This window comes from Curtobacterium sp. MMLR14_006, assembly GCF_001864985.1.
Lineage (GTDB): Bacteria > Actinomycetota > Actinomycetes > Actinomycetales > Microbacteriaceae > Curtobacterium.
Window position 1 is genome coordinate 1 of the sequence record NZ_MJGU01000024.1, and the last position, 22,846, is coordinate 22,846.

General features: G+C 71.8%; 19 protein-coding genes and 1 pseudogene. 4 read left to right on the forward strand and 16 right to left on the reverse strand.

Translation table 11 applies throughout. From position 1 onward, the window contains the following. Positions 1 to 408: 408 nt before the first annotated feature. From tyrS to infC, 15 genes and pseudogenes are all read right to left on the reverse strand, one after another. Entirely contained in the window at positions 409 to 1,722 is a 1,314-nt protein-coding gene (tyrS, locus tag BIU94_RS14705) for a tyrosine--tRNA ligase (protein ID WP_071262573.1), read from the reverse strand. 63 nt (positions 1,723 to 1,785) lie between these two features. Beyond that, positions 1,786 to 2,484, reverse strand: coding sequence for a DNA-3-methyladenine glycosylase (locus tag BIU94_RS14710; protein WP_071262574.1), 699 nt, complete (start codon positions 2,482 to 2,484; stop codon positions 1,786 to 1,788). Next, complete coding sequence (gene argH, locus BIU94_RS14715) at positions 2,481 to 3,917, reverse strand: argininosuccinate lyase (protein WP_071262650.1); 1,437 nt, start codon at positions 3,915 to 3,917, stop codon at positions 2,481 to 2,483. The genes BIU94_RS14710 and argH overlap by 4 nt, the downstream gene beginning before the upstream one ends. Positions 3,918 to 4,053: 136 nt before the next feature. Next, a complete protein-coding gene (locus BIU94_RS14720; RefSeq protein WP_071262575.1) occupies positions 4,054 to 5,244 on the reverse strand; it encodes an argininosuccinate synthase in 1,191 nt (396 codons plus the stop codon). Between the two features lie 143 nt (positions 5,245 to 5,387). Further along, a pseudogene (gene argF, locus BIU94_RS14725) lies at positions 5,388 to 6,308 on the reverse strand (ornithine carbamoyltransferase); the annotation flags it as partial. After that, entirely contained in the window at positions 6,305 to 7,543 is a 1,239-nt protein-coding gene (locus BIU94_RS14730; RefSeq protein WP_071262576.1) for an acetylornithine transaminase, read from the reverse strand. The pseudogene argF and the gene BIU94_RS14730, both read right to left, overlap by 4 nt. Beyond that, positions 7,540 to 8,568, reverse strand: coding sequence for an acetylglutamate kinase (gene argB / locus BIU94_RS14735; protein ID WP_071262577.1), 1,029 nt, complete (start codon positions 8,566 to 8,568; stop codon positions 7,540 to 7,542). Before argB ends, BIU94_RS14730 begins: the two co-directional genes overlap by 4 nt. Next, on the reverse strand, positions 8,568 to 9,767 hold the full coding sequence (gene argJ / locus BIU94_RS14740; RefSeq protein ID WP_071262578.1) for a bifunctional glutamate N-acetyltransferase/amino-acid acetyltransferase ArgJ: 1,200 nt from the start codon (positions 9,765 to 9,767) through the stop codon (positions 8,568 to 8,570). Before argJ ends, argB begins: the two co-directional genes overlap by 1 nt. After that, the gene (locus BIU94_RS14745; protein WP_071262579.1) at positions 9,764 to 10,861 is read right to left on the reverse strand and encodes an N-acetyl-gamma-glutamyl-phosphate reductase; all 1,098 of its coding nucleotides are present in this window, start codon (positions 10,859 to 10,861) and stop codon (positions 9,764 to 9,766) included. The genes argJ and BIU94_RS14745 overlap by 4 nt, the downstream gene beginning before the upstream one ends. Positions 10,862 to 10,938: 77 nt before the next feature. Beyond that, the gene (gene pheT / locus BIU94_RS14750; protein ID WP_071262580.1) at positions 10,939 to 13,431 is read right to left on the reverse strand and encodes a phenylalanine--tRNA ligase subunit beta; all 2,493 of its coding nucleotides are present in this window, start codon (positions 13,429 to 13,431) and stop codon (positions 10,939 to 10,941) included. Beyond that, entirely contained in the window at positions 13,431 to 14,471 is a 1,041-nt protein-coding gene (gene pheS, locus BIU94_RS14755) for a phenylalanine--tRNA ligase subunit alpha (protein ID WP_071262581.1), read from the reverse strand. Before pheS ends, pheT begins: the two co-directional genes overlap by 1 nt. 92 nt (positions 14,472 to 14,563) lie before the next feature. Continuing rightward, the gene (locus tag BIU94_RS14760; protein ID WP_071262582.1) at positions 14,564 to 15,415 is read right to left on the reverse strand and encodes an RNA methyltransferase; all 852 of its coding nucleotides are present in this window, start codon (positions 15,413 to 15,415) and stop codon (positions 14,564 to 14,566) included. A 65-nt stretch (positions 15,416 to 15,480) separates the two neighbouring features. Continuing rightward, positions 15,481 to 15,864, reverse strand: coding sequence for a 50S ribosomal protein L20 (rplT, locus tag BIU94_RS14765; protein ID WP_017887975.1), 384 nt, complete (start codon positions 15,862 to 15,864; stop codon positions 15,481 to 15,483). Between the two features lie 27 nt (positions 15,865 to 15,891). Next, a complete protein-coding gene (rpmI, locus tag BIU94_RS14770) occupies positions 15,892 to 16,086 on the reverse strand; it encodes a 50S ribosomal protein L35 (protein ID WP_071262583.1) in 195 nt (64 codons plus the stop codon). 60 nt (positions 16,087 to 16,146) lie between these two features. Continuing rightward, positions 16,147 to 16,809, reverse strand: a complete 663-nt coding sequence (gene infC, locus BIU94_RS14775) for a translation initiation factor IF-3 (protein WP_083404879.1) — start codon at positions 16,807 to 16,809, stop codon at positions 16,147 to 16,149. 288 nt (positions 16,810 to 17,097) lie between these two features. Here infC and BIU94_RS14780 point away from each other — a divergent pair, with 288 nt between their 5' ends. Beyond that, entirely contained in the window at positions 17,098 to 17,454 is a 357-nt protein-coding gene (locus tag BIU94_RS14780) for a DUF1844 domain-containing protein (protein WP_071262584.1), read from the forward strand. Positions 17,455 to 17,918: 464 nt separating this feature from the next. Here BIU94_RS14780 and BIU94_RS14785 read toward each other — a convergent pair whose 3' ends face one another. After that, on the reverse strand, positions 17,919 to 19,235 hold the full coding sequence (locus BIU94_RS14785) for a phosphotransferase (RefSeq protein ID WP_254784820.1): 1,317 nt from the start codon (positions 19,233 to 19,235) through the stop codon (positions 17,919 to 17,921). A gap of 144 nt (positions 19,236 to 19,379) precedes the next feature. Between BIU94_RS14785 and BIU94_RS14790 the strand changes: the two genes are divergently transcribed. From BIU94_RS14790 to BIU94_RS14800, 3 genes are all read left to right on the forward strand, one after another. Continuing rightward, positions 19,380 to 19,997 carry a hypothetical protein gene (locus tag BIU94_RS14790; protein ID WP_071262585.1) on the forward strand — a complete coding sequence of 206 codons (618 nt, stop codon included), beginning with the start codon at positions 19,380 to 19,382 and terminating at the stop codon, positions 19,995 to 19,997. A gap of 123 nt (positions 19,998 to 20,120) precedes the next feature. Continuing rightward, positions 20,121 to 20,576 (forward strand): MaoC/PaaZ C-terminal domain-containing protein, encoded by a 456-nt coding sequence (locus BIU94_RS14795; protein WP_071262586.1) that lies wholly within the window; start codon positions 20,121 to 20,123, stop codon positions 20,574 to 20,576. Positions 20,577 to 20,795: 219 nt separating this feature from the next. Next, complete coding sequence (locus tag BIU94_RS14800) at positions 20,796 to 22,658, forward strand: glycoside hydrolase family 2 TIM barrel-domain containing protein (RefSeq protein ID WP_083404880.1); 1,863 nt, start codon at positions 20,796 to 20,798, stop codon at positions 22,656 to 22,658. The last annotated feature ends 188 nt before the right edge of the window (positions 22,659 to 22,846 follow it).

Here is a 22,846-nt window from a genome sequence, read left to right on the forward strand (position 1 = left end):
TTCTCAAGGACCAGACGCACTTGCTCCTCGGCTCGAGTTCGAGCTTCAGCCACAAGGCTTGTGTACTTGGCTTGCCACCGGTCGTTCGTCGGACCAAGAGGTCCAGTGGCTCATCCCGAGGGGAGAGAACCGGTGGGCTTGTCATCCTAGGCGTCGAAGCGATCCGGCGCAAGGCCTGATCTGAACTTCAGTGGAGGATGGTCCCGCTTGAGGGCCGGCATGCTCTGGGCTTTCGCTCCAGCCGCTCCGCCGCACCTTTGGGGTGACGAGTAAGAACTATACGCAGCCCTGAGCGAGTGCGCCAAGCCAGCTCCCATCCCGGGCGTGTCGCCTTGTGCAACACCCGGTGCCGGAACGCAGCGATGCCCGGTCCCACGCGGGGAACCGGGCATCGTCGAGCGTCGGACGTCAGGCCAGCGTCACACCGGCGAGGGTCTTCTTGCCACGGCGGAGCACGAGGACTCCCCCGGGCAGGGCGAGGTCGGACAGCACCGCGGCCGGGTCCTCGGCCCGGGCGTTGTTCACGTACACCCCGCCCTGGTCGATCGCGCGCCGCGCTTCGCCGAGGGACTTCACGAGTTCGGTCTCGACCAACGCACGGGCGACGTCGGCACCGGGGTCGAGCGTCACCGATCCGGGCAGCTCGGCGATCGCCGATCGCAGGGTGTCCGGGTCGAGGGCACCGAGCTCACCGTTGCCGAACAGCGCCGCCGCGGCGTCGATCGCCGCCTGTGTGGCCTCGACACCGTGGACGAGCGAGGTCACCTCGAAGGCCAGGGTGCGCTGGGCCTCGCGGCGGAAGGGTTCGTCCGCCACCGCCTGCTCGAGCCGCTCGATCTCGGCACGGGACAGGAACGTGAACTCCCGCAGGCGGGCGATCACGTCGGCATCCGCCGTGTTGAGCCAGAACTGGTACAGCGCGTACGGCGAGGTCATCTCGGCGTCGAGCCAGATCGCGTTGCCCTCGCTCTTGCCGAACTTCGTGCCGTCGGCGTTCGTGATGAGCGGGGTCCCGAGGGCGTGCACCGTGGCGCCCTCGGCTCGCCGGATGAGCTCCGTCCCCGAGGTCAGGTTGCCCCACTGGTCCGAGCCACCCGTCTGCAGCGTGCACCCGTACTGCCGGAAGAGCTCGCGGTAGTCGAGGCCCTGCAGGATCTGGTAGCTGAACTCGGTGTAACTGATGCCCGCGTCGGAGTTCAGCCGCGCGGCGACGGCGTCCTTCTTGAGCATCGAGTTCACGCGGAAGTACTTGCCGACGTCGCGCAGGAAGTCGATGGCGGACAACGGCGCCGTCCAGTCGAGGTTGTTCACCAGCCGCACGCCGTTGTCACCGTCCGGGCTGAGGAACCGCGAGACCTGTCCCTGCAGACGGGACACCCACTCGGCGACCGTCTCGCGGGTGTTCAGGGTCCGTTCGGCGGTCGGACGCGGATCGCCGATGAGCCCCGTCGACCCCCCGACGAGCGCGAGCGGCTTGTGCCCCGCCAACTGCAGCCGGCGCATCGTCAGCAGCTGCAGGAGGTTGCCGCAGTGCAGCGACGGCGCGGTCGGGTCGAAGCCGCAGTAGTACGTGATCGGGTCACCGTCGAGGGCCGCTTGCAGCGCGGCCTCGTCGGTCGAGACCTGCACCAGACCGCGCCACCGCAGTTCGTCCCACACGGAGTCGAAGGTGGGGTCGTTCTGCTGGCGCGTCAGGACGTCGTGGGAGGGATCACTGGACACCCAGCCATCGTACCGGCGGCGCGCCACCGCCGGCGCCGTCGACCGGGAGGCCCGTGGTCGCGTTCACGGGTCGAGGGCGCGCTTGTGCCGTCGGTACGTCGACACCGTCGGGTCACCCGTCAGCCAGAACCGCCAGGGGTAGCCCACCCCGCCGGCTATGCCGGCGACGCCGGTGCGGGGTCCGCGCGAGATCCGCAGGACCGGACCGCCCGTCGCCGGACCGGGGAGCGTCTCGGACAGGAGGTCCTCGACGAGGCGAGCCGGGCCGGCGGAGGCGATCCGGGCCTCCAGACCGGGTGCCAGGGCGAGCACGAACGGACCGGAGCCGTCGAGCAGCGAGGTCCCGTCGTCCTGCCCGAGGACCGCCCCGAGGGCGCTGCCGAGGTTGCCGGGGCCGCGAGCCAACGCGACCTCGGTGACGGACGGCCCGCGGCGTGCACGGGCGACGTCGAGACCGTCCACGACCCGGGCCCCGCGGAGGAGCGATCCCGACGACGTGCCCACGGGCGCGCTCACCACGTTGACGCAGGTGTGGATGCCGTACGAGCGGTACGCGTACAGGGTGCCCGGCGAGCCGAACAGGTGGCGGTTGCGCTCGGTCGGCCCGCGGTGCCCGTGCGAACCGGGGTCGGTGGGGCCGGAGTAGGCCTCGACCTCGGTGATCCGGATGGTCACCCCCCGCCCCGTCACGGTCGCGCCGAGCAGGGCGGGTGCGACCGTCGGCGCGGGCTCGGCGAGCAGGGCGAGGAGACCGGCGGTCATCGCGAGAAGGGAGCGCCCGCCGCGATGTCGTGGACCCGACGCGTGACCGCGGCGAGCTGCTCGGCGACGCGGTCCGGGGCCGTGCCGCCGACGCCCGCACGGGACGCGACGCTGCCCTCGATCGTGAGCACCGTGCGGACCTCGGGCGTGAGGTGTTCGGAGACGGTGCGGTACTCGTCGTCAGACGGCTCGTCGAGCTCGATGCCGCGCTCCTCGCAGTACCGGACCAGCGCGCCGGAGACCTCGTGCGCGTCGCGGAAGGGCACGCCCTGGCGCACGAGCCACTCGGCGACGTCGGTCGCGAGCGAGAAGCCCTGCGGGGCGAGCTCGGCCATCCGGTCGGTGTCGAAGGACAGCGTCGCGATCATGCCGGTGAAGGCCGGCAGCAGCACCTCGAGCGTGGCGACCGAGTCGAAGACGGGCTCCTTGTCCTCCTGCAGGTCGCGGTTGTAGGCGAGCGGCAGTCCCTTGAGGGTCGCGAGGAGCCCGGTCAGGTTGCCGATCAGGCGCCCCGACTTGCCCCGGGCGAGCTCGGCGATGTCCGGGTTCTTCTTCTGCGGCATGATGCTCGAGCCGGTCGAGAACGCGTCGTGGAGCTGGACGAAGCCGAACTCCTTCGTGTTCCAGAGGATGACCTCTTCCGACAGCCGCGAGAGGTCGATGCCGATCTGCGCGAGGACGAACGCGAACTCGGCGACGACGTCGCGGGCGGCGGTCGCGTCGATCGAGTTGTCCGCCGGGCGGTCGAAGCCGAGCTCCGCGGCGATGGCGGCGGGATCGAGCCCGAGCGAGCTGCCGGCCAGCGCACCGGCGCCGTACGGGCTGACGCTCGCCCGGCCGGCCCAGTCACGCAGGCGCTCGAGGTCGCGGACCAGCGGCCAGGCGTGCGCGAGCAGGTGGTGGGCCAGGAGCACGGGCTGGGCGTGCTGCAGGTGCGTGCGCCCGGGCATGATCGCGTCGGGGTGCTCGGTCGCCTGCTGGGTGATCGCGTCGACCAGGTCGATCACGAGCCGCCCGATGCGCCGCCCGTGGTCGAGCATGTGCATGCGCCCGAGGGTCGCGATCTGGTCGTTGCGGCTGCGGCCGGCGCGGAGCTTGCCGCCGAGCTCGGGGCCGAGGTCCGCGATGAGCAGGCGTTCGAGGGCCCCGTGGACGTCCTCGTCGGAGTCGTCGGGCTGCAGCGTGCCGTCGGCGTGCGCCGCTCCGAGCCGGTCGAGGCCGGCGAGCATGCGCTCGAGCTCGTCCGCGGTGAGGTACCCGGCCGTGTGCAGCGCGCGGGCGTGCGCGCGGGACCCCGCGATGTCGTACGGCGCGAGCTGCCAGTCGAAGTGCGTGGACTTCGACAGGGCGGCGAGGGCCTCGCTCGGGCCGTCGGCGAAGCGGCCGCCCCAGAGGGCACCGGTGTTGGTGGCGTCGGTCTTCTCGTCGGTCATGTCGTCCTGCGTCGTCCTGGTCGGAGTGGGGCTGTCGGTCGGGGTGGGGCTGTCGATCGGTGCGGGTGCCACGTCGGGTCGGGCTGGTCGGGCCCGGCCGGCCGCGTCGCGTCGGCGCGTCCGGACGATTTGGTGGTCAGTTCGCCCGGTCGCGTCGTGCGGCGATCCGGCTCGGCAACGACCAGAGCTCGGAGAAGCCCTTCGACAGGGAGTGGTCGAACGCGTCGTCGCCGTCCGAGGCGAGGTCGAAGTCGTAGAGGCTCTGCTCCGAGCGGCGACCCGTCACCGTGACGAGACCGCCGTGCAACCGCAGCCGGACGTCGCCGGACACGTGCTGCTGGGTGTGGTCCACGAAGGCGTCGAGACTGCGCTTCAGGCTGCCGAACCAGAGACCGTCGGACACCAGGTCGGCCCACTCCGACTCGACGCCGCGCTTGTAGCGGATGACGTCGCGCTCCAGGGTCAGCCGTTCCAGGTCCTCGTGCGCCGCGATGAGCGCCGTCGCACCGGGGGCCTCGGCGATCTGACGGGTCTTGATGCCGACGAGTCGGTCCTCGACGACGTCGAGCCGCCCGACGCCGTGCTTGCCGGCCACGGCGTTGAGCTCCTGGACGACGCGCAGCACGCTGAACCGCTGCCCGTCGATCGCCACCGGCACCCCGCGCTCGAAGGTCACGGTGACCTCGTCCGGCTCGCGGGGGGTCGCCGGGTCCTGCGTGCAGGCGTACAGGTCCTCGTCGGGTGCGGACCACGGGTCCTCGAGGAACCCGGTCTCGACGGCCCGACCCCAGAGGTTCTGGTCGACGGAGTACGCACGCTCGCTGCCCGGGACCGGCAGCCGGTGCTCGGCCGCGTACGCGACGGTGCTGTCCGGGGTCAGCGCGAGGTCCCGGACCGGTGCGACGCACCGCAGGTCGGGGGCGATCGCCGCGACCGCCGCCTCGAAGCGGACCGGGTCGTCACCCGTCCCGCTGCACCCGTGGGCGACGGTGTCCGCGCCGAGCTGGGTCGCGGTGAGCGCGAGGTGCTTCGCCACCAGGGGACGGCTCAGCGCCGCCACCAGCGACGACCGTCGGAGTGAGAGCGCGTTGGCCTTGAGTGCTGGCACCACGTACTCGTCGGCGAACTCGTCGCGGGCGTCCACCACGATCGACTCGACCGCGCCGCACTCCAGTGCCCGCGCGCGGACCGCGTCGAGGTCCTCGCCGCCCTGCCCGACGTCGACCGCGAGCGCCACCACGTCCTTGCCGGTGGTGTCGCGCAGCCAGCCGACCCCGACGGAGGTGCCGAGGTCACCGGAGTACGCGAGGACGACGCGGTCTGCCATGCGGTGCGTCCCTACGCCGCGGTGGTCGCGGCGCCCGCGGTGGTCGCGGTGGTGCTCGCGGCGACCGCGCTGGTCGCGCTCGTCGCGCTGCCAGCGGTGGTCGCGCTGCCCGCGGTGGTCGCGCTGGTCGCGCTGCCCGTCGTGTTCGCGGCGAGGAGCCAGGCGAGCAGCGCCTTCTGGGCGTGCAGGCGGTTCTCCGCCTCGTCCCAGATGATGCTGCGCGGTCCGTCGATGACCTCGGCGGTGACCTCGTAGCCGCGGTCCGCCGGCAGGCAGTGCATGAACACGGCGTCGTCCGCGGCGTGCGCCATGAGCTCGTCGTCGACGCGGTACCCGGCGAAGGTGTCGAGGCGCGACTGCTTCTCGGACTCCTTGCCCATCGAGACCCAGGTGTCCGTCACGACGACGTCCGCGCCGGCGACAGCGGCCACCGGGTCGGTGACGACGAGGACGGACCCGCCGGTGACGGCCGCGCGCTCCTCGGCGTCGGTGACGACCTGCGCCGCGGGGGCGAAGGCGTCCGGGGCGGCCACCCGCACGTGCATGCCGGCCGTCGCACCGGCGAGCAGGTACGACTGCGCCATGTTGCTCGCGCCGTCGCCGATGAAGGCGACCGTCTGGCCCGCCAGGGTGCCGCGGTGCTCACGGATGGTGAGCAGGTCGGCGAGGAGCTGGCACGGGTGGAAGTCGTCCGACAGCGCGTTCACCACGGGGACCGTCGTGTCGGCCGCCATCTCCTCGAGACCGGCCTGGCCGTAGGTGCGCCAGACGATCGCCGACACCATGCGCTCGAGCACGCGGGCGGTGTCCGACGGGGTCTCCTTGCCGCCGAGCTGGCTGTTCGCCGTCGAGATGATGAGCGGGCTGCCGCCGAGGTCGGAGATCCCGACGTGGAAGGACACCCGGGTGCGGGTCGACGACTTGTCGAAGATCACCGCGACGCTCTGCGGACCGGCGAGGGGCTTCTCGGCCCAGCGGTCGGCCTTCATGCGGTCGGCGATGTCGAGGATCGCGGACTGCTCGGCCTGGCTGAGGTCGTCGTCCCGGAGGAAGTGGCGGGTCATGCGGAGGTCTCCTGGCTGGTGGTGCCCTGCTCGGCGGCGACTGCGGCCAGGCTCTGCCCGAGGATCGACAGGAACGCGTCGATCTCGGCGTCGGACACGATGAGCGGCGGCGCGATGCGCAGGCTCGATTCGTTGGGGGCGTTGATGATGAGGCCGCGCTCGAGGGCGGCGGCGTTGACGGCTGCGCCGATCGGGCCGGTCAGCCCGACGCCGATGAGCAGCCCGGTCCCGCGGACCTCCTCGACGAGCGGGGAGCCGATCGCGCGGATGCCGGCGCGGATCCGCTCGCCCTTGGTGACGGCGCCGGCGACGAGGTCGGCGCGCTCGATCTCCTCGAGCACGGCGTTCGCGACCCGGGTGCCGAGCGGGTTCCCGCCGAAGGTCGAGCCGTGCTGCCCGGCGGAGAACAGGTCGGACGCCCACCCGAACGTGACGAGGGCACCGATCGGGAACCCGCCGGCGATGCCCTTCGCGATCGTGATCGCGTCGGGCGTGATGCCGTGGCCCTGGTACGCGAACCAGTTGCCGGTGCGGCCGACGCCCGTCTGGATCTCGTCGAGGACCAGCAGCGCGCCGTGCTCCTCGGTGAGCCGACGTGCGGCGAGCAGGAACCCCTCGGGCAGGTCGACGACGCCGGCCTCGCCCTTGATCGGCTCGAGCACCAGGGCGGCGACGGTGTCGTCGATCGCCGCTTCGAGGGCCTCGATCGAGGTGTCGACGTGCTCGACCCCCGGCACCATCGGCAGGAAGTCCTCTTGCAGGGCGGGCTTGCCGGTGAGCGCGAGGGCGCCCATCGTCCGGCCGTGGAAGCCCTGCTTGAGCGCGAGGATGCGGGTCTTCCGGCCGTCGGCACCCTTGTTCAGGCGGGCCAGCTTGAAGGCGGCCTCGTTCGCCTCGGCACCGGAGTTGCCGAAGTACACCCGACCGGCGTCGCCGGCACCGCTGATGCGCTTCAGGCGCTCGGCGAGCTCGAGCTGGGGCGGCGTGGCGAAGTAGTTCGACACGTGCACGAGCTTGGCCGCCTGGTCGGCGATGGCCCCGACGAGCGCCGGGTGCGCGTGTCCGAGCGAGTTCACGGCGATGCCGGCGAGGAAGTCGAGGTACTCGTTGCCGTCGACGTCCCACACGCGGCAGCCCTCGCCGCGCTCGAGCATGATCTTCGGCGGGGTCAGGGATCGCATGAGCGACGCCCCGAACCGGTCGTTCCAGGTCTGGGTCTGCGTCTCGGTGCTCACGGCTGCTGTCCCTTCTCGGTCGCGCCGGCCACGTGTTGGCCGGTGCTGCTGTCGATCGACGGCGACGCCACGCGGCGGCCGATCTCGGCGTGGGTCATCTGGTTCTCGGTGCGTCGGCTCGGGTCCGGGATCACCTCGGTGCCCGCACCCCGCAGGGTGAAGACCTCGAGCAGGATCGAGTGCGGGATCCGGCCGTCGATGATGGTCGCACCGCCGACACCCCCGACCACGGCGTCGAGGCACGCGGTCATCTTCGGGATCATCCCCGACTCGAGCGTCGGCAGCAGCTCGCGGAGCTCCTCGACCGCGATGAGGTCGACGATCGAGTCACGGTCGGGCCAGTTGCGGTACAGCCCGGGGACGTCCGTGAGCATCATGAGCTTCGAGGCGCGGAGCGCGATCGCGAGCGCACCGGCCGCCGCGTCGGCGTTCACGTTGAGGGCCTGGTCCGGGTGCGCGTCGTCGATCGCGATGCTCGAGACCACCGGGATCCGGCCGGCCTCGATCGCGGCGAGCACGCCGGACGGGTCGACGTGGGTGATGTCCCCGACGTGCCCGAGGTCGTACTCCTGCCCGTCGACGACCACGCCCTTCTTCTCACCGGTGAAGAGTGAGCCGCCGTCGCCGAACACGCCGACGGCCAGGCCCTCGCCGTGCTCGTTCACCAGGTCGACGATCTCGCGGTTGACCTCGCCGGCCAGGACGTCACGGACGACGGTGATCGCCTCCGTCGTCGTGACGCGGTACCCGCCGCGGAACTCGGACTCGATGCCCTGCTCCTTCAGCGCCGCGGAGATCTGCGGCCCGCCACCGTGCACGACGACGGGGTGCAGCCCCGCATAGCGCAGGTAGACCATGTCCTCGGCGAACGCGCGCTTGAGGTCCTCGTTCACCATGGCGTTCCCGCCGAACTTGACCACGACGATCTTGCCCGAGAACCGCTTCAGCCAGGGCAGCGACTCGATGAGCGTCGCCGCCTTGACCGCGGCGAGCTCGTGCTCTTCCTGCTTGTTGAGGTCGCCCATCAGCTGGAGTACGCGCTGTTCTCGTGCACGTAGTCGTGCGTGAGGTCGTTGGTGAGGATCGTCGCCGCGTGCGTGCCGACCCCGAGGTCGATGCGCACGTGGGTGTCGCGCGGGGTGAGGTCGACGGTGTCGCTCGGCTCGTCCGGAGCGCCGGCGTGGCAGACCCGCACGCCGTTCATGCTGACGTCCACCTGGTACGGGTCGAACTCGGCGTCGGTCGTGCCGATCGCCGCGAGCACCCGGCCCCAGTTCGGGTCGTTGCCGAAGACGGCCGCCTTGAACAGGTTGTTGCGGGCGACGCTCCGACCGACGGTGACGGCGTCGTCCTCGGAGGCGGCGTGCACGACCTCGATGGTGATGTCGTGGGCCGCGCCCTCGGCGTCCTGCTGCAGCTGGCGGGCGAGGTCGGCGCACACGGCGGTCAGCGCTTCCTGGAAGTCGCCGACCTCGGGCGTCACACCGCTCGCACCGGACGACAGCAGCACGACGGTGTCGTTCGTCGACATGCAGCCGTCCGAGTCGACCCGGTCGAACGTGGTGCGGGTGGCGGCGCGGAGCGCCTGGTCGAGCTGGTCGGGCGTCTGCACGGCGTCCGTCGTGATGACGACGAGCATCGTCGCGAGACCGGGCGCGAGCATGCCGGCACCCTTCGCCATGCCGCCGATGGTCCAGCCGTCCTCGGTCACGACGGACTGCTTGGGCTTCGTGTCCGTCGTCATGATGGCCGTCGCCGCGTCCGGTCCGCCGTCGTCGCTGAGCGCCGCGCTCGCCAGGTCGACGCCGCGGAGCACGCTGTCGCGGAAGGTCTGGTCGCCCACGCCGATGAGCCCGGTGGAGCAGACGACGACGTCGCCGGCCCCGATGCCGAGGGCGTCACCCACGGCCTCGGCCGTCAGGTGCGTGGTCTGGAAGCCGAACGGGCCGGTGAAGCAGTTCGCACCACCCGAGTTGAGGACGACGGCGCGGACGACGCCGTCCCCCACCACCTGGCGGGACCAGATGACGGGGTGCGCCTGGGCGCGGTTGCTGGTGAAGACCGCGGCCGCGGCCGCGTCGGGCCCGTCGTTGACGACGAGCGCCACGTCCGGCTTGCCGCTCGCCTTGAGACCGGCGGTGACGCCGGCGGCGCGGAAGCCCGCTGCCGCGGTGACGCCCTGGAGGCCCGGCTCGGTCTGGGTGGTCGTGCCTGCGTCGGTCACGGTGCGACTCCGTCCACGCTGAGGCCCGTGGTCTCGGGGAGACCGAGGGCGATGTTTGCCGACTGGACGGCGGCGCCCGCCGTCCCCTTGGCGAGGTTGTCGAGTGCGCTCACCGCGACGACGCGGCCCGCGGACTCGTCGACGGCGATGCCGACGAGCGCGGTGTTCGCACCGATGGTGTCGGCGACGCGGGGGAACTCGCCCTCCGGCAACAGGTGCACGAAGGGCTCGTCGGCGTACGCCTGCTCCCACGCGAGCCGGACGTCGCGCGCGCTGACGCCGGGCGAGAGCTTCGCGGTCGTGGTGGCGAGGATGCCCCGGGACATCGGCACGAGGACCGGCGTGAACGAGATGGTGACGTCGGACGCGCCGGCGACCTGCAGGTTCTGCTGGATCTCGGGGACGTGCCGGTGGGTGCCACCGACGGCGTAGGCGCTGGCGGACCCCATGATCTCGGACGCCAGGTAGGTGTTCGCGAGCTTCTTGCCGGCCCCGCTCGGGCCGACGCTCAGCACCGCGACGATGTCGTCGGACTCGACGAGCCCGGCCTGGATCCCCGGCTGGATGCCGAGCGTGACCGCGGTCACGTTGCACCCGGGGACCGCGATCCGCTTCGCACCGACGAGACCGGACCGCTGCTTGCCCTGGGCGGCGATGTCGTCGACGTCCCGCCACTCGTCGGCCGAGCCGGGGGTGGGCGCCGCGAGCAACAGCTCGGGCAGTCCGTAGGTCCAGGCGCCGAAGTACTCGCCGCCGTAGAACCGCTCCCACGCCGCCGGGTCCGTCAGCCGGTGGTCCGCGCCGCAGTCGATCACGAGGGCGTCGTCGCCGAGTTCGGCGGTGATCGCACCCGACTGGCCGTGCGGCAGCGCCAGGAACACCACGTCGTGCCCGCGGAGGTTCTCGGCCGTCGTCTCCACGAGGGTCAGGTGCGACAGCGACCGCAGGTGCGGCTGCGTCGCGATCAGGGGCTGGCCGGCGTTCGAGAACGCGGTCACCGTCCTGACGTCGAACTCGGGGTGGGCGGAGAGCACGCGCAGGAGCTCACCGCCCGCGTAGCCGGAGGCTCCCGCCACGGCGACGGATACGGACATGGGATTCCACCTTTGGTCGGACTGGTCGTCGAGGAGTCGGAGGCGGCGACCCCGGGCGGTGCTGATCCCGTCGTGGGTCAGTCGCGCAGGGTCGCCCCGAATCGCTCGCCGGCACGTCGGACTGCGCCGTCGCGGGCCTCGGTGGCCTCGGCAGCGGTCAGCGTGCGGTCCGTGGCGCGGAACCGCAGGGCGAACGTCAGGGACTTCTGTCCCTCGTCCACACCCGTGCCCCGGTAGTCGTCCACGAGCCGAGCATACTCCAGCAGCTCTCCCGCGCCAGAGCGCACCGCATCGAGCACGTCACCGGCGGGGACGTCCGTCGCGACGACCAGGGAGAGGTCCTGCGTGGCCGCCGGGTAGGACACGATCGGTGCGACCGCCACGAGTTCCGGCGCCGCGGCGACCAGGGCGTCGAGGTCGAGTTCGACGACCGCCACCACCCGGGGCAGCACGGCCGCCTCGGACAGTTCGGGCAGGAGCTCGCCGGCGACACCGACGACCGCTCCGTCGACGAGCAGCGACGCCGCACGGCCGGGGTGCAGCGACGGGTGGGTCGTCTGGGCGACGGTCAGCTCGACACCGACCGCCCACGCGACCTGGCGTGCCGCGTCGATCGCGTCCGCGATGCCGTACGGCTCGGCCGGCACACCGGGCTGCTTCACGACGCGGTTGCCGGTGAGGAGCGCGGTGACGTGGAAGGGCTGCGCGGGCAGCGAGGCGTCGAGCGCCTCGAGCGTCGCGCGGTCGGGCAGCGTCCCGCCGGCCGGCACGTCGTCGGTGCCGAGCGTCACGCCGGCGGCGGGCAGGAAGACGCGCGAGGTCTCGTAGAGTGCGACGTCGACGAGGCCGCGCGACACGTTGCGTCGGGCGGCGTCGACCAGCGCGGGGACCCCGCTGCGGCGGAGCAGGTCCTGCTCGCTGTCGAGGGCGTTCGCGAGGACGACGCTCGGGCTGCCCGCTGCGTCGATGCCAGGGTACGCGGCCTGTGTCGGCGCGGACACGAAGGGTGCGGTGACGACCTCGACGAGCCCGGCGGCGGCGAGGGCCGACGCCACGCGACGGCGGGCCTGCTGGTGCGCGGTGAGGCCGCGTCCGGGCGGCGCGACCGGCAGGACGCTCGGGATCCGGTCGTACCCGACGATGCGTGCGACCTCTTCGACCAGGGTGGTGTCGTCGGTCAGGTCGGGGCGCCAGGTGGGCGGCGTCACCGTGAGCAGGTCACCGTCGACGTCGACCGTGGCGCCGAGCGCGCGGAGCGTGTCGACGACCTCGGCGTCGGTGTACGCGACACCGATGAGTTCGGACGGACGAGCGAGTCGCATCGACACGGTGGGGCGCGGGGTGGTGTCGACGAGGGTCGAACCGAGTGCATCGGCGGTGCCGCCGGCCAGGTCGACGAGGAGTTCGACGGCCCGGTTCGCCGCGGCCTCGGCCACGAGCGGGTCGACCCCGCGCTCGAAGCGTCGGGACGCCTCGCTCGGCAGCTTGTGCCGTCGAGCGGTGCGGGCGATCGAGACCTGGTCGAAGCCGGCGGCCTCGATGAGGACGTCGGTCGTCGCGGCCGAGATCTCGGTCCGCGCACCGCCCATGACACCGGCGAGCCCGACGGGGCCGGCGTGGTCGGTGATGACGAGGTCCTCGGGGTCGAGCTTGCGGACGACGCCGTCGAGGGTCTCGAGGGTCTCGCCGACCGTGGCACGACGGACACCGAGCCCACCGTTCACCGTCGCGAGGTCGTAGCCGTGCAGGGGCTGCCCGAGTTCGAACATGACGTAGTTCGTGATGTCGACCGGCAGGGAGATCGACCGCACGCCCGCCAGTGCGAGACGCGAGACCATCCAGGACGGTGTCTTCGCGGTGGGGTCGATGCCGCGGACGACCCGGGTGACGAAGGTGCTCGCGCCGACCCGGCCACGGATGGGCGCCTGGTCGTCGATCGTCACCGGGAAGCCCTCGCCGGCGCGGGGCGCGACGCGGTCGACCGGGTCGTGGAAGCCCGCGCCCGTGGCGTGGGCGTACTCGCGGGCGACGCCGCGCATGCTCATGACGTAGCCGCGGTCGGGCGTCACGTTGATCTCGACAGCCGCGTCGTCGAGGCCGAGGAGGGCGATCGCGTCTGCGCCGACGGGGGGCTCCATGCCGAGGTCGGCGAAGCGCAGGATGCCGTCGTGCTCGTCGCCGAGGCCGAGCTCGCGAGCCGAGGCGATCATGCCGTCGGACACGTGCCCGTAGGTCTTGCGGGCCGCGATCGGGAACGGGCCGGGCAGCACGGCACCGGGGAGCGTGACGACGACGAGGTCGCCGACGTCGAAGTTGTGCGCACCGCAGACGATGCCGCGGGGCTCGGGTTCGCCGACGTCCACCTGGCACCAGTTGATGGTCTTGCCGTTCTTCTGCGGCTCGGGCACGCGCTCGAGCACCCGGCCGACGACGACGGGGCCGGTCAGGTCGAAGGTGTGGACGTCCTCTTCCTCGAAGCCGACCGACACGAGCGCCGCGTGGACGTGCTCGAGGGTGACGTCGTCGGGCAGGTCCACGGACTCGCCGAGCCAACGGATTGGGACGCGCATCAGACCACCGTTCCGAACTGCTGCGAGAAGCGGATGTCGCCCTCGAGGAAGTCACGCATGTCGTTCAGGCCGTTGCGGAACTGCAGCGTCCGCTCGATGCCCATGCCGAACGCGAAGCCCTGGTACTCGTCCGGGTCGATGCCGGCGGCACGCAGGACGTTGGGGTTGACCATGCCGCAGCCACCCCACTCGACCCACCGCGCGCCGCCCTTGGCGTTCGGCTGCCAGACGTCCATCTCGGCACTCGGCTCGGTGAACGGGAAGTAGTTCGGGCGGAGTCGGATCTGCGCCTCGGCGCCGAACATCTGCCGGGCGAAGTGCTCGAGCGTGCCGCGCAGGTGCGCCATCGTCAGGCCCTTGTCGATCGCGATGCCCTCGACCTGGGTGAAGACCGGCAGGTGCGTGGCGTCGAGCTCGTCGGCGCGGTACACACGACCCGGGGCGATGACGTAGAGCGGGAGGTCGCGGGACAGCAGCGACCGCACCTGCACCGGCGAGGTGTGGGTGCGCATGACCAGGTGCCGGTCGACGGGCTCGACGAAGATCGTGTCGGCCATCGCCCGGGCCGGGTGGTCCTGGTCGAAGTTCAGGGCGTCGAAGTTGAACCACTCGTGCTCGAGCTCGGGGCCTTCTGCCACTTCCCACCCCATGCCGACGAAGATGTCCGCGACGGACTCGTTGAGGAGCGAGAGCGGGTGGCGCGAGCCGGTCGGGCGGTGCGTGGGCAGCGCGGTGACGTCGACGCGCTCGGCCTCGAGCCGGGCGCGCTCCTCGGCTTCGGCGAGGACCGACTCCTGCTCGGCGATCGCCGCGTTGAGCCGCCCGCGCGCCTGCCCGACGAGCTTGCCGGCCGCGGCCTTCTGCTCCGGCGGCACGCTGCGCATCGACGCGTTCATCCGAGCCAACGGCGACTGCTCACCGGTGTGCTCGGCCCTGGCCTGCTTCAGCTCGGCGACCGTCGTCGTGGCACGGACGGCCGCGAGGGCCTGGTCCACCGCGTCGGCGACGGCCGATTCGCTGATCTCGAGAGGTTCTGACACGAGACCCGATCCTACCGGCCGACGGGATACCACCCGTCTGCACCGAGCGGACTGTGGACCGTCGGTGCCGACGAGCGGCCTGTGCAGGAGTGTCAGCTCCGGAGCGCGAACGCCGACTCGTACAGGCAGACCGACGCCGCGGTGGCGAGGTTCATCGACTCGGCCTGCCCGTAGATCGGCACCTTCACCGCGCGGTCGACGAGGGCGAGGTCCTCGGCGGTGAGGCCGCGGGCCTCGTTGCCGAACACCCACGCCGTCGGTCCGTCGAGCATGCCCTCGGCCCGAACGACCGGCAGGTCGTCGCCCGAGACGTCCGCCGCGAGCACCGTGTACCCGAGCGCCTTGGCCCGCGCGATCGTGTCGGCCAGGGTCACACCGACCGAGACCGGCACGTGGAAGAGCGAGCCCGTGGTCGACCGGACGACCTTCGGGTTGTACGGGTCGACCGAGCGCCCGGTCAGGACCACCGCGTCGGCGCCGGCGGAGTCGGCGGCGCGGATGATGGTGCCGGCGTTCCCCGGGTCCCGCACCTCCTCGAGGATGGCGACCAGCCCCGGCAGCGCGCCCTGCTCGGCGGAGTCCCCACGGGCCTCCAGGCCGTCGGCGACCGCACCGCGGTCCGGGAAGACGTCCTTCACCGACGTCGGGAACTGCTGGCACACGGCCACCACACCCTGCGGGGTGACGGTGTCGGCCATGGCCTCGAGCACCTGCTCCGTGACGAACCAGGTGTCGACCGGGGCGTCGTCGAGGCCGTAGCGCGCCGCGGCGGTCGGGGTCACGTACAGCTCGCGCAGCAGTTCCGGGCCGTACTCGAGGGCTTCACGGACGGCCTGCGGGCCCTCCAGCAGGAACAGGCCGGTCTCGGCCCGGACGTCCTTCTTGGCCAGGGCCGCGACGGCCTTCACACGTCCGGCACGGGGGTTCTCGAGGAGATCGCTCACGGGTCAAGTCTAGGAACGACGAAACCCCCGCCGTGCGGCGGGGGTTTCGCGAGCAGAAGAACTGACTACGCAGCCTTCGGGGCCGAGGTGTCGGCCGGGAGGGCCTTCTTCGCGGTCTCGACGAGCGCGGTGAAGGTCTCGGGGTTGTTCACCGCGAGGTCGGCGAGGATGCGACGGTCGACCTCGACGCCGGCCAGGTTGAGACCCTGGATGAGGCGGTTGTAGGTCAGGCCGTTGGCGCGGGACGCAGCGTTGATGCGCTGGATCCAGAGGCGACGGAACTCGCCCTTCTTCGCGTGACGGTCGCGGTACGCGTAGACGAGGGAGTGGGTGACCTGCTCCTTGGCCTTGCGGTACAGACGCGAACGCTGGCCGCGGTAGCCCTCGGCGCGCTCGAGGATGACGCGGCGCTTCTTGGCGGCGTTGACCGCTCTCTTTACTCGTGCCATTGCACTATTCCTTTACGATCCGGGGGCTCAGTAGCCGAGGAGCTTCTTGACGTTCTTCGCGTCAGCCTTGGAGAGGACCTGGTCCTCGTTCAGGCGGGCCTTGCGCTTGGCGCTCTTGACCTCGAGGTTGTGACGCATACCGGCCTGCTGCTTCATGATCTTGCCGGTGCCGGTGACCTTGAAGCGCTTCTTCGACCCGGAGTGGGTCTTCTGCTTGGGCATGGAGGTGCCTTTCCGTGGGATGGATGGGGGCCGCGTCATTGCGGGATCGGTCGGTGGGACCTATTCGGCGGGAGCGTCGGTCTGCTCGGAGCCGGCGGCCGCGTCCGCGGTCTCCTTGCCCTTCGCAGCGTGCTCCGACGCACGACGCTCGGCCTTCTGGGCAGCACGCTTCGCGTTCTGCTCGCCCTTGACGTCGGACTTGTTCTTGAGCGGGGCGATGATCATCGTCATGTTGCGGCCGTCCTGGGTCGGACGCGACTCGACGACACCGAACTCGGCGATCTCCTCCGCGAACTTCTGGAGGAGACGGACACCCTGCTCCGGACGCGACTGCTCGCGGCCACGGAAGAGGATCATCGCCTTCACCTTGTCGCCGCCGAGGAGGAAGCCCTCGGCGCGCTTGCGCTTCGTCTCGTAGTCGTGCACGTCGATCTTCAGGCGGAAACGGACCTCTTTCAGGTCCGTGTTCACCTGGTTGCGACGCGCTTCCTTGGCCTTCTGAGCGGCCTCGTACTTGAACTTGCCGTAGTCCATGATCTTCGCCACGGGCGGCTTCGAGTTCGGCGCGACCTCGACCAGATCCAGTTCGGCTTCCTGCGCGAGACGCAGTGCCATGGCGATCGGGACAACGCCGACCTGCTCACCCTGCGGACCGACGAGTCGGACTTCGGGAACGCGGATTCGGTCGTTGGTACGGGGATCGGTGATGCGGAGCTCCTTCAATCAGGTGGTGGCCGTCCGGGGCGTTTGCCCTGGACGACAGCACGAGAGAGGAGATCTGACGCACGGATCGGAACCCGTTCGGCAGCCGCCCTGCATCGGGTCCGTGGACCCGACCGACGTGTGCACCCAGTTGCCGTGCACTCGCGGAGCGGTGGTGACCCGGTAGCCTGGTGGAACGCGGCCGCGGGTGGGAGAGACTCCTCTTTCGTGACACCGTCCGAGCGCTTCAGGAAGACCTGATGGCACACGGACAGCATCTGCCGCGAGCGAGTCTAGCAGAGGAGCACCGTGACCGACACCCCGATCGACGACGAGGGCAGCGGCATCGACGCCGCACGGGACATCTCGGAGGTGCCCGCCGTCGAGCTCATCAACACCGTCGCGGTGCACCTGCTGAGTGCGGCGGCCGTCAAGGTCGGCCTCGCCGACGACCCGCAGCAGCAGACCGACCTCGACGAGGCGCGGAAGCTCATCACCGTGCTCGCCGGACTGGTCACCGCCGCGGCGACCGAGATCGGCGACCACCACGCCCGGCCGCTGCGCGACGGGCTGCGCTCGGTGCAGCTCGCCTTCCGTGAGGCCTCGGCGATCCCGGACGCCCCGGGCGCGGGCCCGGGCGAGAAGTACACGGGGCCGGTCAACTAGGCGCGGGGGCTGTTCCGCGCGTGGGGGGCCGTTCCGCGCGTGGGTGGTCGTTTCGCGCGTGGGTGGTCGTTCCGCGCGTGGGGAGATGTTTCGCGCGTAGGAGGTCGGTTCTTCCGACTGCCTACGCGCGATTCTGCTTTCCACTGCGAGTGCGATGAGACGTTCCGCGCATGGTGCGGCAGTTCGCGCGTGGTGGGTTCCTCCGGGCTCGGGCAGGTCTTCTGCGCGTCGGAGGGCAGTTGTTCCTGCCTCCTACGCGCGGAAGTGCTCCCCATCGCGGGCGTGATGGGACGGTTCGCGCGTCGTCGGGCGGTCCGATTGTGCTGGGAGCGGCCGCGCGGGAGTTCTGACCTCCGACGCGCGGAACTGCTCGCCAGGGCGGGCGGCGGAGGTGCGCGCAGGACGGACGGGAGGCCCGTGGCGGCGTCGCCACGGGCCTCCCGTCCGGTGCCGGGCCGGGTCGGTCAGGAGCCGCTGCGCGCGACCAGGCGCGTGACGGCCGCGAGCGGGATGCCGACCCAGTCGGGTCGGTTCCGGGACTCGTAGACGACCTCGTAGACGGCCTTGTCGAGCTCGAAGGCGTCGAGGAGTTCGCGGTGCGCCGTGAGGTCCGCGCCGATGCCGTGCTCGTAGCCGGCGAGGAAGCGGGAGCGTGCGTCCGCCGCCCACTCCCCCGCGTCGACCGGTTCCGGGTCGTGTGCCAGTGCGCCGGCCACGTAGTCGAACGACCGGAGCATGCCGGCGACGTCGCGCAGGGTCACGTCGGGCACGGAGCGCTCGGCGAGGGGGCGGAGGGGCTCGCCCTCGAAGTCGAGGAACACCCATCCGCGAGACCCGGGAGCGGCCAGGACCTGACCGAGGTGCAGGTCGCCGTGGATGCGCTGCAGCCCGGGCCACGGGACCGTGGCCGCGCGGGCGTAGACGGCGCGGATGGCAGCTGCGTGTTCGGCGACGGCCGGGACCTCGCGAGCTGCCGTGTCAAGGCGTTCGTGCATCGTCGCGACGGCGGTGTCTCGTCGGTCGGGGTCAGCGGGCACGGTCGGCAACGCGGTGGCGAGGGTGCGGTGCACCTCGGCGAGCGCTGCGCCGAGCTGCTCCGCCCGGTCGCCGAAGGGGTTCCGCCCCCGTGCGTCGTCGAGGGCCACACGCCAGGCGTCCTCGAGTCCGGGCAGGAACTCCTGCGCGAAGGCGAGGTGGCCGGTCGCGGTCCCGTCCGGGCGTCCGGCGTCTGGCCAGCTGCCGCGGAGGGCACCGTAGACCTGCGGGACGCGGGAGCTGCCTGCGGCGGACAGGGCGAGCTGCGTGGTGACGTCCGGGTTGTCGCCGTGGTGCAGTACCCGGAACACCTTGATGATGACGCGCTCGCCGGATGCGGTGTCGCAGATGACCGAGGTGTTCGACTGCTCCCCGGTCAGCACGCGTGCGGCGGTCACCTGTCCGATGGGGCGCAGGCTGTCGGGGTCGGCGTCAATGCGGTTCGCGAGTGCGGCGATCCAGGCGGTGTCGGTCGTGGCGTCGGTGATCGTCCCCTCGGGACCGCCCGTGACCGGGGACTGGTAGAGCACGGGGGCTGCCGGCGCTGCCGGGGCCTCGTCGAGGACGAGTCGGGTGCCGTCGTCGGTGGAGATCGTGCGGAGGCGCGGCACCGACCCCTTCGACGCGTACCAGCGGCGGTCGGCGATCCAGGCTTCGAGGGCGCGGTCGTCCGGCGCGTCGATGACGGCTGGGGTCGAAGGGGTTCCGGGGGCGTTGTCGAGTGGGTCTCGGGCTCCGTCGCTCATGCAGCGGAAGGTACGCGCCGAGGGCTGTCGAGGTGCCGAGTCCGCGCCGGTGGTGCTCCTCCACAGGCCAGTGAGCCGGCGGCACCGTCCACAGGATGCTCTCGCGGAGCCGAGGGCTGCACGCCCCCGGATCACACTTGCCGCATGACGAGCCGAACCGAGACGAACGACCCTCCCTGCACCGCGCCGCGTCTGCTCTGGTGCATCGACGACGACCGCGAACTCCCCACGTTCGACGACGTCGGCAGGCGTGTGACCCGGCACGACGCGTCCGTCCTGTACGACGTCGTGTGGGACAGCCCCGACAAGGTGCTCGCGAGCGCGGGTATCGAGTTCGCCAGCTCGGACGACGACGGCGGCGTGTGGACCGTCGACCGTGGCGAGGGGCCCGAGCGGGTCGGCGGCGACCAGGACGAGCCGCCGCGTGCGGTAGTCGAGGACGTCCTGTGCGGGCGGCCGATCGAGCCGCTGTGGGTCCGGCGGGTCAGGACGGTGCTCGTGACGGTGTGCGCCGACGACGGGGACCTCGGGGTCGAGGTGGGGGACGTGCGGATGGACGTCGCGGGCTGGACGTCGGCCTTCGGGGAGACCGGCGCCGAACCGCCCCACGGGAGGTGGTGGACACTCGCCGACGACCACCGCGACGCCGTCCACCGTGGCGACGGGCTCGACAGCAGGGTCGAGGCGCTCCTGACGGACGCCGCCGGGGCTCCCCCGTCGAGCACACCGCCGTCGGACGCGCCCGGAGCGCCGCAGCGGTGAACGGATCGCAGAGCGCGCGGTCGTGGTGGACGGGGTGGACGCGGTGGCTCGGGGCGGTCGTGGTCCGCTCCCGGGTGCGACGTGCCCCGCGGACCCCGCGCCCGGTTCTGCGAGGATCGGGGCATGCCGCACTACCTCGAGGACCTCGCAGCTGGTCAGACCTTCACGACGCCGGGACGCACCATCACCGAGGCGGACGTGGTGTCGTTCGCCTCGTGGACGAACGACAACAACCAGGTGCACACCGACGTCGAGTTCGCCGGGCGGACCCGGTACGGCCAGCGGATCGTGCACGGGCTGCTCGGGACCTCGCTCTGCCTCGGGCTCATCGCCCGGACCGGGGTGTTCGAGGGGTCCGCCGTGGCACTGCTCGGGATCGACCAGTGGCGGTTCGCCGAGCCGGTGTTCATCGGGGACACGGCGACCTGCGAGGTCGAGATCCTGTCGACGCGGGCGACGAGTTCCGGGAAGACCGGCATCGTGGAGCGGACCGTCACGCTGCGGAACCAGCACGGGGTCGTCGTGCAGCAGGGGCGCATGGACGTGATGGTCCTGACGCGGGACGCCGCGATCGCCTGACGGTGCACGCCGTCGTCGGCGGCGGCCGCGTCCACTGCGCGCGCCGTCGTGGTCGACCACGGCGTGCGGCGTGCGGCGTGCGGCTGGGCGGCACTCCGGTACGCGTCCGCGCGGCGCAGCAGCCCGCGGCCGGCGGAGGTCCGGCGCGTGTTCCGGCGCTCGGGCGGCAATCGGCGCCGCACCCTTTACAACGATGTACAACCACGGGAGCATTGATCCATGAGCACGCTCGACGGCACCGTCGCCGCACCTGACACCTCGCCTGCACCGACCCTCCCCCTGGCCTCACGGCAGGACGGCACGTACCCCCGGCCGCAGATGCTCCGCGCGGCCTGGGCCGACCTCGACGGCACGTGGTCGTTCCGGAACGAGGGCGACGAGTCCTCGTGGCGGAACGGCTTCCCGGACGCCCGCGACATCCTCGTGCCGTTCCCGCCGGAGTCCTCGGCGTCGGGCATCGACGAGCCCGGGTTCCACCCGGTCGTCTGGTACTCGCGGCCGATCACCCACGAGGACCTGCTGGCAGCAGGGCACGACGAGCACGCGGACCGTCTCGTGCTGCACTTCGGGGCCGTCGACCACCGCGCCCGTGTCTGGATCGACGGGCAGTTCGTCGGCGAGCACGAGGGCGGGCACACCCCGTTCTCCTTCGACGTCACCGAGCTGCTCACCGGCGGCGCCCCGGACGCCGTGCACACCCTGGTCGTCCGTGCCGAGGACGACCCGCACGACCTCACCCAGCCCCGCGGCAAGCAGGACTGGCACGAGGACCCGCACGCCATCTGGTACCGCCGCACAACCGGCATCTGGCAGACGGTCTGGCTCGAGGCCGTGCCGACCGCGTCGATCGGGTACCTGCGCTGGACGAACGTCGACCACGCCACGATGCGCCTCACGGTGCGGCTGCACGGCAGACGGTCCGGCGGCGAGCGCCTCCGCGTCGAGGCGTGGTGGGACGAGCGCGGTGAGCACCTCGCGACGGTCGAGTCCACCATCGGCGACACCGCGACCGAGTTCGAGGTCGTCCTGCCGGTCGCCCGCCAGACGAACGGCCAGGCCGAGGACGAACTGCACTGGACGCCCGAGCACCCACGCCTGATCGATGCCACGGTCGCGCTGCTCGCGGCGGACGGCACGCCGGTCGACGCGGTCTCGAGCTACTTCGGCATGCGCACGGTCGGGGTCGACGCGGGGACCTTCCTGCTGCACGGACGCAGCTACGACGTCCGGAGCGTCCTCAACCAGGGCTACTGGCCCGAGTCGCACATCGCCGCGCCGTCGCGACAGGCCCTCCGCCGCGAGGTCGAGCTCATCAAGGAGCTCGGCTTCAACGCCGCCCGCAACCACCAGAAGATCGAGGACCCGCGCTTCCTGTACTGGGCGGACCGGCTCGGCCTCCTGGTCTGGGGCGAGGCCCCCGGTGCCTACGCGTTCTCGCCGCGCGCCGTCCAGCGGCTCATGCGGGAGTGGATGGACGCCGTCGAGCGCGACGCGTCGCACCCGTCGATCGTCACCTGGGTGCCCGCGAACGAGAGCTGGGGCGTGCAGCACATCGCGACCGACCCGGCACAGCAGGCGTACGCCCGGTCCCTCGCGGACGTCACCCGGGCGATCGACCCGACCCGACCCGTGATCTCGAACGACGGGTGGGAGCACACCAACTCCGATATCGTGACGATCCACGACTACGAGGGGGACGGCGCGGCGCTCGCACGGACCTACGCGGACTACGCCGCCCGCGAGCGGCTCTTCTCGCGCTTCGGTCCGGCGGACCGCTGGGTCCTCGTCGGCGGGGCACGTGACGAGGGTCAGCCCGTCATGCTCACCGAGTTCGGCGGGGTGAACTACCAACCCGGCGTCCAGCGCGAGGACGGCTGGGGCTACACCTCGGCGAGCGACGGCGACGACTGGATCGCGCGCATCACCGCGCTCTACGACGCGATCCGGGCCAGCTCGTTCCTCGCCGGCTCCTGCTACACGCAGCTCACCGACACCATGCAGGAGACGAACGGCCTGCTCAACGCGGACCGCACGCCGAAGGTGCCGATCGAGCAGATCCGTCGCGCGGTCACGGGGCGCTAGCCGGGAGGCCCACCCCCGGTACGCAGCGGTGGTCGCGTCCGGCAGATGGACGCGCCCACCGACGCTCCCGAGCCGAGCAGGTCGACGCACGGTCCGGTGTCCGGCCCGGTGCGTGACCGCGAGCAGGTCGCTGCGCGGTCCGGCGTCGGGCCCGGCACTCGATCGCACGAGCAGGTCGACGCACGGTC